Source organism: Streptomyces sp. NPDC039462 (assembly GCF_055639375.1).
The window spans coordinates 1,389,033-1,402,275 of record NZ_JBVKAO010000001.1; the positions used below are offsets into that span (position 1 = coordinate 1,389,033).

The 13,243-nt window shown below is 70.9% G+C and carries 15 protein-coding genes and 2 pseudogenes; 12 read left to right on the forward strand and 5 right to left on the reverse strand.

What is annotated here, in order from left to right; all coding sequences use genetic code 11:
• Positions 1–149: 149 nt before the first annotated feature.
• Positions 150–224: pseudogene (locus tag ACZ7LU_RS05940) on the forward strand (DUF6233 domain-containing protein); the annotation flags it as partial.
• A gap of 29 nt (positions 225–253) precedes the next feature.
• Here the strand turns inward: ACZ7LU_RS05940 and ACZ7LU_RS05945 are convergent.
• The gene (locus ACZ7LU_RS05945; RefSeq protein ID WP_471915826.1) at positions 254–1,138 is read right to left on the reverse strand and encodes an ArsR/SmtB family transcription factor; all 885 of its coding nucleotides are present in this window, start codon (positions 1,136–1,138) and stop codon (positions 254–256) included.
• 610 nt (positions 1,139–1,748) lie between these two features.
• Positions 1,749–1,910, reverse strand: a pseudogene (locus ACZ7LU_RS05950) (IS5/IS1182 family transposase); the annotation flags it as partial.
• 191 nt (positions 1,911–2,101) lie between these two features.
• On the opposite strand from ACZ7LU_RS05950, the gene ACZ7LU_RS05955 reads away from it, so the two are divergent.
• The 11 genes from ACZ7LU_RS05955 to ACZ7LU_RS06005 all read left to right on the forward strand — a co-directional run bounded on the left by ACZ7LU_RS05955 (position 2,102) and on the right by ACZ7LU_RS06005 (position 10,406).
• Positions 2,102–2,509, forward strand: coding sequence for a hypothetical protein (locus ACZ7LU_RS05955; protein ID WP_468303093.1), 408 nt, complete (start codon positions 2,102–2,104; stop codon positions 2,507–2,509).
• 55 nt (positions 2,510–2,564) lie between these two features.
• Complete coding sequence (locus ACZ7LU_RS05960) at positions 2,565–3,137, forward strand: phage tail tube protein (protein ID WP_398299141.1); 573 nt, start codon at positions 2,565–2,567, stop codon at positions 3,135–3,137.
• A 48-nt stretch (positions 3,138–3,185) separates the two neighbouring features.
• Positions 3,186–3,479 carry a hypothetical protein gene (locus ACZ7LU_RS05965; protein ID WP_398299139.1) on the forward strand — a complete coding sequence of 98 codons (294 nt, stop codon included), beginning with the start codon at positions 3,186–3,188 and terminating at the stop codon, positions 3,477–3,479.
• A 14-nt stretch (positions 3,480–3,493) separates the two neighbouring features.
• Positions 3,494–3,871 (forward strand): hypothetical protein, encoded by a 378-nt coding sequence (locus ACZ7LU_RS05970; RefSeq protein WP_470982131.1) that lies wholly within the window; start codon positions 3,494–3,496, stop codon positions 3,869–3,871.
• Between the two features lie 28 nt (positions 3,872–3,899).
• Positions 3,900–4,520: a hypothetical protein gene (locus tag ACZ7LU_RS05975; RefSeq protein ID WP_471915827.1), complete on the forward strand. Its 621-nt coding sequence runs from the start codon at positions 3,900–3,902 to the stop codon at positions 4,518–4,520.
• A gap of 15 nt (positions 4,521–4,535) precedes the next feature.
• Entirely contained in the window at positions 4,536–5,702 is a 1,167-nt protein-coding gene (locus tag ACZ7LU_RS05980; RefSeq protein ID WP_470982129.1) for a phage tail family protein, read from the forward strand.
• A gap of 39 nt (positions 5,703–5,741) precedes the next feature.
• Positions 5,742–6,722 carry a phage distal tail protein gene (locus ACZ7LU_RS05985; RefSeq protein ID WP_471915828.1) on the forward strand — a complete coding sequence of 327 codons (981 nt, stop codon included), beginning with the start codon at positions 5,742–5,744 and terminating at the stop codon, positions 6,720–6,722.
• A gap of 37 nt (positions 6,723–6,759) precedes the next feature.
• Positions 6,760–7,806: a hypothetical protein gene (locus tag ACZ7LU_RS05990; RefSeq protein ID WP_398299130.1), complete on the forward strand. Its 1,047-nt coding sequence runs from the start codon at positions 6,760–6,762 to the stop codon at positions 7,804–7,806.
• Between the two features lie 5 nt (positions 7,807–7,811).
• Positions 7,812–8,903, forward strand: a complete 1,092-nt coding sequence (locus tag ACZ7LU_RS05995; RefSeq protein ID WP_471915829.1) for a hypothetical protein — start codon at positions 7,812–7,814, stop codon at positions 8,901–8,903.
• The gene (locus ACZ7LU_RS06000; RefSeq protein ID WP_471915830.1) at positions 8,903–9,079 is read left to right on the forward strand and encodes a hypothetical protein; all 177 of its coding nucleotides are present in this window, start codon (positions 8,903–8,905) and stop codon (positions 9,077–9,079) included. The genes ACZ7LU_RS05995 and ACZ7LU_RS06000 overlap by 1 nt, the downstream gene beginning before the upstream one ends.
• Positions 9,080–9,239: 160 nt before the next feature.
• On the forward strand, positions 9,240–10,406 hold the full coding sequence (locus ACZ7LU_RS06005) for an alkaline phosphatase PhoX (protein ID WP_468085863.1): 1,167 nt from the start codon (positions 9,240–9,242) through the stop codon (positions 10,404–10,406).
• A 27-nt stretch (positions 10,407–10,433) separates the two neighbouring features.
• On the opposite strand, the gene ACZ7LU_RS06010 is transcribed toward ACZ7LU_RS06005, so the two are convergent.
• The 3 genes from ACZ7LU_RS06010 to ACZ7LU_RS06020 all read right to left on the reverse strand — a co-directional run bounded on the left by ACZ7LU_RS06010 (position 10,434) and on the right by ACZ7LU_RS06020 (position 13,196).
• Positions 10,434–10,706 (reverse strand): DUF3253 domain-containing protein, encoded by a 273-nt coding sequence (locus ACZ7LU_RS06010; RefSeq protein WP_398299122.1) that lies wholly within the window; start codon positions 10,704–10,706, stop codon positions 10,434–10,436.
• 23 nt (positions 10,707–10,729) lie between these two features.
• Positions 10,730–12,106, reverse strand: coding sequence for an NADP-specific glutamate dehydrogenase (gdhA, locus tag ACZ7LU_RS06015; RefSeq protein WP_398299120.1), 1,377 nt, complete (start codon positions 12,104–12,106; stop codon positions 10,730–10,732).
• Between the two features lie 169 nt (positions 12,107–12,275).
• Positions 12,276–13,196, reverse strand: a complete 921-nt coding sequence (locus ACZ7LU_RS06020; protein ID WP_471915831.1) for a 4-hydroxy-tetrahydrodipicolinate synthase family protein — start codon at positions 13,194–13,196, stop codon at positions 12,276–12,278.
• Between the last annotated feature and the right edge of the window lie 47 nt (positions 13,197–13,243).

The following is a 13,243-nucleotide window of genomic DNA, read 5'->3' on the forward strand; positions in this document are numbered from 1 at the left end:
GGATGGGCGGCACACGGCTGCTGCTCGTGTAACAAGCCGGTGCTACCGGTGTGCTGCTCCGTCCCGGCCGGGGACGACGACGGCGCCCTCCCGATCGGGGGGGGGCACCGTGATGCCCCTTTTGGCAGTTACCGGCGCCGGGCCCCGTAGCCCTCCATACCGGTGACTGCCACATGGTTACCTCACGGGTCCGTCCGCTCAGCAGGGAGCAGGCCGTGCGTGCCATCGACGGCGGTACCAGCGCTCGTCGGATTCACCACCTGCCGCGGGTAGTCCGGGCCGTGCATCGGTGGTCCGGTTCCGGTCCTTTGGGCTGGGCGTGGAGCAGGTTGAGGCCCAGAGGCGTGACGCAGTGGCGGACGCTGATTCCGGTGCGGTGGGTGGTGATGAGCCCCGCGTCGCGCAGTGCAGCGGTGTGGTGGCTGACGGTGGAGGGTGCGAGCGCGGCGATGTCGGCGAGTGCGGTGGTGGTGCTGCCGTCGGCGGCGGCGGCGATGGCGCGCAAGAGTGCGGCGCGTGCGCCGCCCAGCAGGGCGGCGAGTGTGTCGCGCGCGCCTGGGCGGCTGGGCCCTGGGTCCGGGTGCCAGGGCCGGCGGGGGACGATGGGGAAGACCACTGTCTTGGGCGGGGTGGAGTTGACGTAGAAGGCGTTGGCCGGGGCGAAGAACGAAGGCACCAGGTGCAGTCCCCATCCGTTGAGGTGCACGTCCTCGTCGTACAGGGCGTGGCCGACGCGCAGGACGGGCGGGTCCCAGCGGATCGAGGGATGCAGACTCGACAGGAGCGCGTCCAGACCACAGCGGGACAGAATCTGCGACAGACCGCCTGTGAAGGTCTCGAACTCGGTGGCCAGGTCTCGTTGCACGGGCTGGAGCACTGTTTGGTGGTAGTCGCGCATCGCGCGCTCCAGTGACCGCAGCGCCGGGAGGGCTCCGCGGCCCACATGGTGAGCCCAGGACGGGAGCCGACGGCGCTCGGCGAGCTGTCCCATGTCACGGTTCAGCAGGGCCCGCGGCGTGCTCAGCACCTGATCCAGACCGCTCTCCAGGTCGGCGGAGGTTTGGGCCGGAGACAGGAAGTCGGGGCAGGGGCCGCTGGGCGGCACCAGGGTCAGCAGGAGCTGCGCGGTCCGGGGCAAGCGCGTTTGCGCCCACGATCTCCAGGGTGCGGTTGCCGCACTGCTGTCCGTCAACTGCAGTGCGCGCAGGCTGCGTTCGATCTCCCACAACAGCGCCGGTTGCTGAGCGATGGTCACCTTGCGAACATCGTCGCCGCTGAAGTGGATCCGTACCCCCATGAGGCCCCCGTGCTGCCGGTCCCTGTCCAGCCTTTCCAGACCGATCGAAAACGTTGCTCGATCGGAGCTTCGCGGCAAAAGTTGGTCCCGCACAACGCACTTCCGAGCCGATGACGTCACGCAAGGCAACGGGCAGACGGACGTATGACTGGGTCCGCCGGATCTTGCATCTCAGCTCTGTTCATCCACCTGTCGAAAGGATGGGCTTCTCCTGAAGAAACTTGACCGTCTGGCCTTTCGCCTGGCGATGATGCCCCTCGCCTCAGCCGACGCATTGGCCAGCGCCACGGGAATATGCACGGGCGCGATGGCCGGATGTGCAGCGGTGGGGTGGGTCATGCGGCCTTTCCGAGCGAGGCGATCAGGGCGTGAGTCTGCAGCCGGTGGGGGGCCGTCCGACGTGGTGCTCTCGTCGTCCTTCGGGTGCTCGCCGCCGGCGTCGTCCGCCTCGTCGAGGGTTCACCGAGTCGATCGCGCACCGCGACCAGTCCAGCTCGGCCATGGCACCGAGCTCGTCCAAGACGAGGCGGTGGAGTTTGCCCCACACACGGGCCCGGATCCGCCCGGTGAAGCGGCGGTGCACGGTCGGCCCGGTCGGGCCAAAGCCCGGCGGCCTCACCGGAGCGGCTGGCTGCCGTGGGGGCCAGTTGGGGACCACGTCAGTTCCCCCCAACTGCCGCGCATAACGCCCCAGTTGACGGAGCATCACATTCACCTACACAGTCCCCGCATTGTCTTGCAGGCGCATTGCACCCACCCCGCGCCCGGGTCACACTGAAGGCCGGACCACGCAAGGAGTTGCGCGTGAGTGATCCGCCCATCGTGTTCCCGGATGTGGAACGCCTCGTCGTCGACCATCTCAAGAGCCGCCCCGAGCTGGCCGGAGTCGTGATCGACAATCGCACGCCGCCGGGATTCGACGGCACGCAGAAGGCCGTCCTGGTGTCCCGGGCGGGCGGGGCGTGGGTCGATGACCAGCGTCTCGACCAGCCCCTGATCGACCTGGAGGTCTACGGCCCCGACAAGCCGACCGCGCACACGGTCGCCACCGCGGCCCGTACGGCACTGCTGACCGTGCGCGGCACCACGTACGGCGGTGCGCACGTCACCGATGTCGTCGAGGCGGACGGGCCGCGCTGGCTGCCCGACTACAACCGGCAGGCGGCCAGCCGCTATCTGTCCACCACCCGGCTCTCGATCCGCCCGGCCTGACGGCGCCCGTACGCGTGCGAGGTCGGCGCGCCCTGAGCAGTTCGAAGGAGTCCGCATGCCCGGAATGAACCCGAACGAGATCCGCGTCGCCGGCACGGGGCGCATCCTTACCGCCCCGCTCGGTACGCCGGTACCCGCCGATGTGACCGGAAACTGGGCCGCTGCCTGGCGCGACCTCGGCTACACCAGCACCGACGGCATCCGCTTCAACAAGAAGGACAAGATCGACGCGGTGGACACCTGGCAGTCGGTCAGCCCCGCCCGGTTCGTGTACTCGGACCGGGACCTGACCGTGAAGTTCGCCCTCCTCCAGCTCAACGAGGACACCCTGCCGTTCTTCTTCGGGGGTGATGTGGTCAAGGAGACCGCGGAGGGTTCGAAGCTCTACTCGTATCAGGTGGCGTCCGAGCCCAAGAAGGACGAGCGGATGCTCGGCGTGGAGTTCGCCGACGGCGATGTCATCAAGTACCGCTTCACCATCGCCCGCGGCCAGGTCACCGAGACCGAAGAGCTCCAGCTCACCCGCACCGCGTCGGTCAAGCTCGGCATCACCTTCACCGCGCTCGCGGTCGACAACACCACGCCGCTCGCGACCTGGCTGATGAACGACCCGGCGTTCGCGAAGTAGCGGCGCCGGTCACCTGGCCGACCCGTCACCCATCGACCCAGGAGTCCCATGTCCGCGCCATTCAATGTCAATGCCGCCCGCGCCCAGCGGCTCGAATCGCTGGGCCTGAGCTGGGAGTTCGAGGTGGACGGCGAGACGTTCTCGCTCCCCACCGAGATCCCGCGTCGCTCCGCCCAGACCCTCTCCTCCCTGGAGGACAACGACCTGGACGGGCTGCTCGCCCTGCTGCTCGGCGACGAGCAGTACAAGCGGTTCGCCGAGCACGACGTCAGCGTTCAGGATGTGGCCGCCGTCCTGAACGCCTACGGCGAGGCGACAGGGCTGAGCGTGGGGGAAGGCTGAGCCTCGGCGCGCTCGTGGAGGAGCACGCCGAGGCGCTGGAGGCGGATCTGCTGCGGCACTACGGCGTCGACCTGCTCGGCTGGTACCGCGGCGAACTGTCGTCGCGGCGGCTCGCCGTGCTCGTCCGGCACCTGCCGCGGGACAGCGCGTTCCGGCTCGCGCACGAGGGCGAGGGGGCGCAGTGGTCACTGACCGACCATCTGCTCGCCGCCGTGGTCGATCACCTGGCCATCGCCAACTGGATGTTCGCCTCCGTCAACCGGGACGAGGACGAGCCGGCACCGGAGGCGCCGCAGCCGGTGCCCCGGCCGGGCGCGGACGACGCCGCGCCCGACGGGACGCCCGCGTCCGACGCTCCCGGGCCCGCCGAACTGGCCCGTTTCTTCGGTTGAGCTCGCGGACGCTGTCGAAGGAGGGCTCATGTCCGCAACACCCGGCCCGATGGGGCCCCTCGGCAGGGAGTACGCCGAGGCCCAGCGCGCCGTCTCCGCGTGGGTGGACAAGCAGGCCACGCGTCTGGTCACCGACATCGTGAAGGGTCTGCTCCAGCCGGCGGGTGCCAAAGGGGAAACCACCGGGGTCAAGGTGGAGGGGGTCGGCGTCGCAGCGGGTGTCAAAGTGGTCGGCGCCGAGAAGACGCTCATCGACCTGACGAAGCTGGCCGAGGAGGCCCGGCTTCGCGGCAAAGGCCAGATGCCTGACCAACTGCAGCTCTCCATCAAGGAATTGAAGAACACGCTCGACAGGACCCGGGCCACGGTCGGGCGCAACCTCAGGACCGTCGGCGGGCTCTCCAGAGAGGTCGGCCGAGTAGCCATGGCGGCCCGGAACGCGGGGACGGACGCATTCAAGGCCCGGGACATCGCCCTGCGCGCCCAAGCCCTGGCCCGCACGGCACTCGACCGCCGGCGTGCCGCCGCCGCGCGGCCCCAGGGCCGCGGAGCACAGCAACAGCAGGTCGACAGCGACAACATACGTGCGGCGGCGGACGCGATCAGACGCCTCGAAGAACGGGTCGACCAGCTCGTACGAGCCCTGTAGCCAGGAAGGCAACCCATGTCACTCGTACAAGCCCTCAACCGCTCCGCCTCCGGGTTCCGTGGTCTGCGGACGAGCGCGGGGCAGGCCGATTCCGGGGTCGGCAAGCTGCGGGCGACCGTGCAGCAGGCGGACCGGGCCGTCGGCCGGATCAAGAGCGGGCTCGACCGCACGGCGAGTTCCTTCCGCGGGGTCAAGACGCAGGCGGACGCCACCGCCCGCAGCGTCCGGCAGGCCGACCGGGCCATGGACGGAGCCGGGAAGTCGGCCACGCGCGGCGGCGGGCTCATGGGGCGGATGAAGTCGGGCCTCCAGGGCGTCACCACCGCGCAGCGCGGCCTGAACACCGCCATGAAGGCGAACGTCTTCGGCGCGATCATGGCGCTGCTGCTCCCGCTGATCACCAAGCTCATCGACATGGCGATGCAGTCCAAGACCGTGCAGCGCATCGTGCGGACGGCGTTCCGGATCATCGGGCAGGTGATCGGCACGACGATGCGGGCGGCACAGCGGGTCGTGCAGGCCACCTGGAACGCCATCAAGGTCGCCTTCCAGGTCGTCCTGCGAGTGATCTGGACCGTCGTGAAGACGTACTTCACGATCTACAAGACCATCATCACGACCGTGATCCGCGCGGTTCTCGCGGTGATCAGACCGGCGCTGAACTTCCTCCGCGAACGCGTCCCGGCCGCGTTCCGTGCCGTACGCGACGGCCTGCACCGGGCCTGGAACGGCCTGGCGAACTTCACCAAAGGCGTCTTCAACAGCGTCCTCGGTGCCGTGAAGGGGCCCATCAACGCGGTGATCGGCCTGGTCAACTCGGCCATCCGGGCGCTCAACAAGGTCAAGGTGTCCATCCCGGGCTGGGTGCCGGGCGTCGGTGGCAAGACCTTCGGCGTCAGCCTTCCGACGATCCCGACCCTCGCCCAGGGCGGCATCGTGCTGCCCCGCGCCGGCGGCACCCTCGCCCTGCTCGGCGAGGCGGGGCAGGCCGAGGCCGTGCTGCCGCTGAACAGGCTGGAGGCGCTGCTCGCGCGGGGCCCGCGGCCGGGTGCGGGGCCGGTCCGTGCGCTGGGGCCGCAGCAACGCGGCGGTGTGGTGATCGAGAACTACTACGAGGCGCGCGGCGGCAGCGCCCGGCAGACCGCCGAGGACCTGATGTTCCTGATGAAGGCCAGGGGCTGAGGGCCCGATGAGAACCGGGGGTGGCGCGGTGGTGAGCGGATGAACGCGAGGACGGCGGGGACGGTGAGGACAGCGGGGGCAGCGAGAACGCGGTACGCATCCGGCGCGTCCGGCGCGGCTGAGGGCGCCGCCGGACCCGGTGGGCTGATCGACACGGACGGGCAGGTGCAGTGGGCTGATCTCCTGATCGGGCCCGGCACCGCCTACTGGGTGGCGGCCGAGGGCCTCACCGGGTGGGAGGAACTGCCCGGCCTGGAGTCGTCCGACGCGAACCGTCCGGCCGGGCACGGCGGCTGGCCGGGCACCCAGTGGGCCCAGCCCCGCACCATCACCGCTCAGCTGTGGCTCGCCCCGGACCCGGACGGCGGCCCCGAAGCGGCCCTGGCCGCCCTGCGCGCGCTGCGCTCCGCCACCGGGATACGGGACGAGGAGGAGTGGCTCGCGGTGCGGCTGTACGGCGAGACGCTGGCCGTGAAGGCGCGTGTCACCCAGCGCGTCGTACCCACGGACCGGCAGTTCCTCGCCGGCCGCCTGGCCAAGGTGACGCTCCAGTGGAAGGCCATGGACCCACGGCGGTACGAGAGCGTCGTGCGACGGGTCGAGATCGGCCTTCCGCGCCGGGAGCCGGGTCTGACCTGGCCGTTGACCTGGCCCTTGAACTGGGGCACCCCGGGGTCCGTCGGCGAGGCGACGGTGGAGAACACGGGAAGCGCCCCGACCCACCCCCTGATCACCTTCACCGGGCCGTGTGTCCGCCCGCGCCTGGCCAACCACGACGACGGCACCTGGCTGGAGTACCGCCTGTCCCTGTCGTCCGGGGACGTGCTGGAGGTCGACACGGCCGAAGGCTCCGTGGTGCTGAACGGGACCGCGTCGCGCCGCCACACCGCGGTCGTCGGCAGTGTCCCCGAGGAACTGTTCACCCTGGCACCCGGTGCCTCCCGGCTGTCCTTCCGGGCCGAGTCCGGTGACGTGGCGCTGGCGTCGGCCACCGTCGCCTGGCGCTCGGCCGAGTGGTGAGCGACCGACCCATCGACCGGCGATCTTGGAGAGTTCCATGACGACACGTTCCGCATGGCATCTGCCCACCGGACAGACCCGGGAGGACACCCGGCTCGCCATGAGCCTCGGGATGGCGTCCTCCGGCCCGCTGACCGCCCGCGGCGGCTGTGCCGTGGGCGGTCTCCAGCTGACCGGCACCGCGGCAAGCAGCATGCAGGCCCGGCTCTCCCCGGGCCGCCTGTGGGTGCCCGGCGGCTCCGCGGCGGCCCAGGGCGGCTATCCGGTCACCGTGGACGCCGACGCCCAGCTCACCTTCGCCGACGGCCATGCCACGCTGCCGCGCATCGACGCGCTCGTGGTGCGGGTGTACGACGCGGACTACGACGCCTCGGGGCGCTACGAGGCCGTTCTGGAGATCGTCCAGGGCACCCCGGCGAGCGCGCCGGTGCCGCCCGCGCTGCCGAAGACCGCCGAGCTGCTGTACGAGGTGTCGGTCGGCGCGGGCGCCTCGGCCACGCGGGGCATCACCTGGGCGACGGCGGTCGCCGACCGGCGCCGCTACACCGCGGCGCTCGGCGGCATCCTGCCCGCCGGGGGCGGCCACGGCGCGCGCGGCAACTACGTCGGCGAGTACCGGGACGTCAACGGACGCCTCGAGCGCTGGGACGGCAGCCGGTGGCTGCTGTACACACCGAACGCCATGCTCAAGCACACCCCTGACCGCGGCTTCACCACCTCGGCGACCTACACCGAGACCCTCGTCGACGTCGTCTCGAACCCCTTCGGCCTCACCTTCGTCGCACCGGCGTCGGGCTGGGTGCACATCGCCATCGGCGCCCACATGTGGGGCGCGGGCGGGAAAGAGGCGTTCATGTCGGTGAATGTGCGTCCCGCGGCGGGCGGCACCCCGCTGCTCGGCGCCAGCGACGACCGGGCGGCCTCCCACAACGGGGCCGGCTCGGCCTCCACGTACAGCAACTTCCCGCTCGGCCAGCTCACCCCGGGCAGCCAGTACACCGCCATCGCCGCCTTCAGGTCGGGCACCGCAGGCAACGAGGCCGCCTTCGACAACCTCTTCGTCCGCGTCGACCCGGTGGTCTGACCCCGATGGACAGCCCCTACCTCGCCGTCTTCGCCGACCTGCGCACCAACGACCCCATCGACGCCCTTCCGCTGCAGGGCCTGGAGTTCGACGACTACATCGGCAAGCCGGGATCGCTCAGCGCCACCCTGCCGGTGCCCAACCGGCGGATGGCGCGGCGGGTCGGGGAGCTCCTGGAGGGCCGTACCGCCGTCTACCTCGAACGCGGTGACCAGGTGTGCTGGGGCGGCATCGTCTGGACGCTCACCCCGGCCATGGACGAGCAGGGCATGGTCACCGTCGCGCTCCAGGCCGCCACCTTCGACTCGTACGCGAGTCACCGCCGCATCCGGCAGAACCTCACGTACACCGCCACCGACGACCTCACCATCGTGCGCAGCCTGTGGGAGCACATCCAGAAGATGCCCGGCGGCGACATCGGCGTCGGCTTCGCGCCCGCGCCGGCGGGCACACCGCGCACGGTGACGTACCTCGACGGCGACGAGACGCTGGTGGAGGAGGCCATCGCGCAACTGGCGACGATGGAACCGGGGTTCGAGTACCTGGTGAGCGTGTACCGCGACCCGGCGACCGGCGAGCGCGCCAAGCGGTTGCTGTTCGGCGTCCCCCGCATCCACGTCGGCGAGGGCACCACGGTCCTGGACCTGCCGGGCGACATCCTCACGTACTCCTTCCCCCGCGACGCCACCCGCGGCGGCACCACCGCGCGCGCCCGCGGCGGCACCCCCGAAGGCGCGGACCGCCCCGTCGTCTCGGACGAACATGTGGCGCACGCGCTGATCGGCGCCGGCTTCCCGCGCCTGGACACCACGTCCGACCACAGCAACGTCACCGCCAAGGCCACACTCGACGCCCTGGCCCGCACCGAACTCGCCGCGCTCCGCGGCCCGGTCGTGATCCCGGCCGTCCGCATCCGCCTCGACGCGGACACCACGCCCTCGCTCCTCGGGACGACCGTGCGGCTGCGCATTCACGACGTGTGGTTCAGCGAGGGCCTCGACGCGACGTACCGCGTCATCGGAGTCAAGGTCACCGCCCCCGAGCGGGGCCGCGCCGAAACGGCGGAACTCTACCTCGAAGGCATGGAGGGCCCGTGATGCCGAATCTCCCCGAGGACATCCTGGACCGCATCAAGAACCTGGAACGGCAGGTGCGGCAGCTGACCACGTACGTCAACACGCGTGCGGCGGCGGCTCCCGCGAGGTCGGCGGAGGAAACCGACGACGAAGGTGTGGGCGGAGGCGAAGGCGGGGGAGCCGGAGGGGAGCGGTAGCAGCTCGACCCGTGAACACCGCGCTTCACCATGGTCACAAAGGTTCCCGAGGAGTTGGCCGACTCGTCCCTGACCCTGCCCGTTCAGGGCCTCTACGGTCCCCTGTGACCAGTCGGCGACGTGCGCCAACTCATCGTTCGCTTCTCGGGTAGGAGTATCCATGGACCGTCGCAACTTCTTGCGTGGTGCGGTGTTCGGCACCTCCGCCGCCGTCTTCGGCGGCACCCTCATGCACGGCGCCGCCTACGCGGCCCCGGCCCAGAACGGCACCAGCCCCTACGGCGGTCTGCTGGCCGCCGACGCCAACGGCATCATGCTGCCGGCCGGCTTCACCAGCCGCGTCATAGCCCGCTCGGGCCGCACGGTCTCCGGCACCTCGTACACCTGGCACGGCGCCCCCGACGGCGGCGCCTGTTTCGCCGACGGCACGGGCTGGATATACGTCTCCAACTCCGAGCTCTCCACCGGGGGCGGGGCGAGCGCCGTCAAGTTCAACTCCTCCGGTTCCGTTACGGGCGCCTACCGGGTCCTCTCCAACACCCGTAACAACTGCGCCGGCGGGGCCACTCCGTGGAACACCTGGCTGTCGTGCGAGGAAGTCAGCCGCGGCTACGTCTACGAGACCGACCCGTGGGGCACGAAGGCCGCCGTCCGCCGGGGCGCGATGGGCCAGTTCAAGCACGAGGCCGCCGCGGCCGACCCGGTCCGCAAGGTGATCTACATGACCGAGGACGAGTCGGACGGCTGCTTCTACCGGTTCGTCCCGACCACCTGGGGCGACCTCTCCTCCGGGACCCTCCAGGTACTCGTCGCGGGCAGCGGCACGTCCGGCTCCTTCACCTGGACGAACGTGCCCGACCCGGACGGCTCGCCCACCTACACCCGCGACCAGGTCTCCGGCGCCAAGATCTTCAACGGCGGCGAGGGCTGCCACTACGCCTCCGACACCGTCTGGTTCACCACCAAGGGCGACAACCGCGTCTGGCGCCTCAACCTGCGCGACAGCACCTACGAACTCGCCTACGACGACAGCCTCGTCACCAACGGCACCCCGCCCCTGACCGGTGTCGACAACGTCACCGGCAGCTCCTCGGGTGACCTGTTCGTCGCCGAGGACGGCGGCAACATGGAGATCTGCGTCATCACCCCCGCCGAGATCGTGGCGCCCTTCCTGCGCGTCAACGGCCAGTCGGGCTCCGAGATCACCGGCCCGGCCTTCTCGCCCGACGGCAAGCGGCTGTACTTCTCCAGCCAGCGCGGTACGTCGGGCAGCTCGTCCGGCGGCATCACCTACGAGGTCACAGGACCCTTCCGCACCACCGTCTGAGCACGCTCCGCGGGATCCGGGCGCGGGTCAGCGGACGCGGCGGATCCGGATGGGGCCGCGCGCGTCCGCCGGGTCTACGGGGCGGCCCCCCTGGGTGATCTCGACCTCGCCGGCCGTGACCAGTCGGCGGGCGGCTCGGCGCGCCGGTTCCATCAGGGCGCGCCAGCCGTCGTCGTCCCCTCCGTACACCGCACGTGCGGCGTCGGAGGGGCAGATCGTCGCGGACGGGCTGCGGCGCTCGAGCAGTTCCAGGATGGCCTGTTCCAGGCGCCGGTCCGTCCGCCGTTCGTCGTCCGTCACATCCGTCAGTGTCGCACCGCGGGTCAGATGACGCCCTGGGCGGACATCGCGTCCGCCACCCGCTCGAAGCCGGCGATGTTCGCGCCCGTCACGTAGTCCCCGGGGGCGCCATAGCGTTCGGCGGTCTCGTGGCACGTGCTGTGGATGTCGTTCATGATGCGCGTCAGCTCCTCCTCGACGCGCTCCGCCGACCACGACGTACGGGCGTGGTTCTGGGCCATCTCCAGCGCGCTGACGGCGACGCCGCCCGCGTTGGCCGCCTTGCCGGGCCCGAAGGAGACGCCCGCCTGCCGGAACAGGCGCACGGCCTCGGGGGTCGTCGGCATGTTGGCGCCCTCCGAGACCGCCTTCACACCGCCCCGGATCAGCGCGGCGGCGTCGTCGGCGTCCAGCTCGTTCTGCGTGGCGGACGGCAGCGCGATGTCGGCAGGCACCTCCCAGACCCGGCGGCCCGGCACGAAGCGGGCCGAGGCGCCGCGGCGCTGGGCGTAGGTGTCCACGCGGGCGCGTTCGACCTCCTTGACCTGCTTGAGGAGGTCCAGGTCGATGCCCTTCTCGTCGACCACATAGCCGGAGGAGTCCGAACACGTCACGGCGTTGGCGCCCAGGGCGGCGAGCTTCTGGATGGTATAGATGGCGACGTTCCCGGAGCCGGACACGACCGCCGTCCGGCCTTCGAGGGTCTCGCCGCGCTCACGCAGCATCGCCGCCGCGAAGAGGACGTTGCCGTAGCCGGTCGCCTCCGGACGGATCAGGGAGCCGCCCCAGTTGCGGCCCTTGCCGGTGAGGACGCCCGCCTCCCAGCGGTTGGTGATGCGCCGGTACTGACCGAACAGATAGCCGATCTCCCGGCCGCCGACGCCGATGTCGCCCGCGGGCACGTCCGTGTGCTCGCCGATGTGCCGGTACAGCTCCGTCATGAACGACTGGCAGAAACGCATGACTTCCGCGTCGCTGCGGCCGCGCGGGTCGAAGTCGCTGCCGCCCTTGCCGCCGCCGATGCCGAGGCCCGTCAGCGCGTTCTTGAAGATCTGCTCGAAGCCCAGGAACTTGATGACGCCGAGGTTCACCGACGGGTGGAAGCGCAGGCCGCCCTTGTACGGGCCGAGGGCGCTGTTGAACTCCACCCGGAAGCCGCGGTTGACCCGCACGCGACCGTGGTCGTCCTGCCACGGCACCCGGAAGACGATCTGGCGCTCCGGTTCGCACAGGCGCTCGATCAGGCCGGCTTCGGCGTACTCGGGGCGAGCCGCGATGACCGGCGCCAGTGTCTCGAGGACCTCGCGGGCGGCCTGGTGGAACTCCGGCTGGGCCGGGTTGCGGTGTTCGATCTCGGTGAGCAGCTGGGAGAGTGCTGTCTTCTGCGAGAGAGCTGTCTTCGTGTCGGGTCGCGTGGTCAAAGGAGCCCTTTCTGGCACGGCCGGCGTAGGCGCTCGGCGCCGTTGCCGTGCGCAGGGAGACGCTCGAGCCGCAAGTATGACGCGCATGTAAACACAGCGACCAGCCCCCCGGTCCAGGCGGTGACCACCATGCGAGACCGGGCCACCGGTCCGGCCTGCGGACCCCGTGTCACTTCTGGCTCGCGGCCAGGGGTGCCGCCCGGCGGACCGCATCGGCGGAGGCGGCCAGCAGCGGCATGCGGACGGCCGGGCTGGGAATGCGGTTCTGGGCGTGCAATACGCCCTTGATCACCGTCGGGTTCGGTTCGGTGAAGAGGGCGGCGGAAAGGCGGGCGAGGTCGGCTCCGAGAGCGCGGGCGGGTGCGGCGGAGCCGCGTCGCCACAGCGCGATCATCTCGGCGTAGTCGGCGGTACGCAGATTGGCCGACGCCACGATTCCGCCGTGGGCGCCCGCAGCGACCAGCGGCGAGAGGACGATGTCGTCACCGCCGAGCACGGCGAAGCCGGGCAGGGGCGAGTCGAGCAACTCCATGGTGGTCGGGTCGATCGAGCCGGTCGCGTGCTTGATGCCGACCACCTCCGGCAGGCGGCCGAGTGCGGTGATCGTGCCCGCGCCGAGCGTCTGCCCGGTGCGGTAAGGGATGTCGTACACGACCAAGGGGAGGCCGCCGTGCTCGGCCAGCGCGGCGAAATGCGCCAGGGTCCCCGCTTCCCCGGGGCGGATGTAGGGCGGCGCGGGGACCAGCGCGGCGGCGACGTCACCCCGGGCCGCCAGCTCTCGCAGTGCCGTGATGGCGGTGGCGGTGTCGTTGGTGCCCACCCCGACGATGAGCGGTGCCCCGTGTGCCCGGCACGCGGCCGAGCAGACGCGGATCACCGTCTCTCTCTCGTCGGCGGTCAGCGTGGCGGCCTCGGCGGTCGTACCGAGGGCGACGAGCCCGGAGGCGCCGGCCGACAGCGCCTCGTCGGCGAGTCGGGCCAGCGCCTCGGGGGCCAGGCGCAGATCGTCGGTGAACGGGGTCACCAGGGGGACGTACAGGCCGTTGAAGAGCGGTTCGGTGGTCGGTTCGAGGCTCGATGCGAGGGTCATGCTCTTACCCTGGCCCACACCACTCGGTAGATCCATTTCAGATTCCT

Excerpts from the sequence above, each read along its gene's own strand:
- ACZ7LU_RS05960 (WP_398299141.1), top strand. The coding sequence starts at position 2,565 with ATGCCCGGAATGAACCCGAACGAGATCCGCGTCGCCGGCACGGGGCGC.
- ACZ7LU_RS05965 (WP_398299139.1), top strand. The coding sequence starts at position 3,186 with ATGTCCGCGCCATTCAATGTCAATGCCGCCCGCGCCCAGCGGCTCGAA.
- ACZ7LU_RS05975 (WP_471915827.1), top strand. The coding sequence starts at position 3,900 with ATGTCCGCAACACCCGGCCCGATGGGGCCCCTCGGCAGGGAGTACGCC.
- ACZ7LU_RS05980 (WP_470982129.1), top strand. The coding sequence starts at position 4,536 with ATGTCACTCGTACAAGCCCTCAACCGCTCCGCCTCCGGGTTCCGTGGT.
- ACZ7LU_RS05985 (WP_471915828.1), top strand. The coding sequence starts at position 5,742 with ATGAACGCGAGGACGGCGGGGACGGTGAGGACAGCGGGGGCAGCGAGA.
- ACZ7LU_RS05990 (WP_398299130.1), top strand. The coding sequence starts at position 6,760 with ATGACGACACGTTCCGCATGGCATCTGCCCACCGGACAGACCCGGGAG.
- ACZ7LU_RS05995 (WP_471915829.1), top strand. The coding sequence starts at position 7,812 with ATGGACAGCCCCTACCTCGCCGTCTTCGCCGACCTGCGCACCAACGAC.
- ACZ7LU_RS06000 (WP_471915830.1), top strand. The coding sequence starts at position 8,903 with ATGCCGAATCTCCCCGAGGACATCCTGGACCGCATCAAGAACCTGGAA.
- ACZ7LU_RS06005 (WP_468085863.1), top strand. The coding sequence starts at position 9,240 with ATGGACCGTCGCAACTTCTTGCGTGGTGCGGTGTTCGGCACCTCCGCC.
- ACZ7LU_RS06020 (WP_471915831.1), bottom strand. The coding sequence starts at position 13,196 with ATGACCCTCGCATCGAGCCTCGAACCGACCACCGAACCGCTCTTCAAC.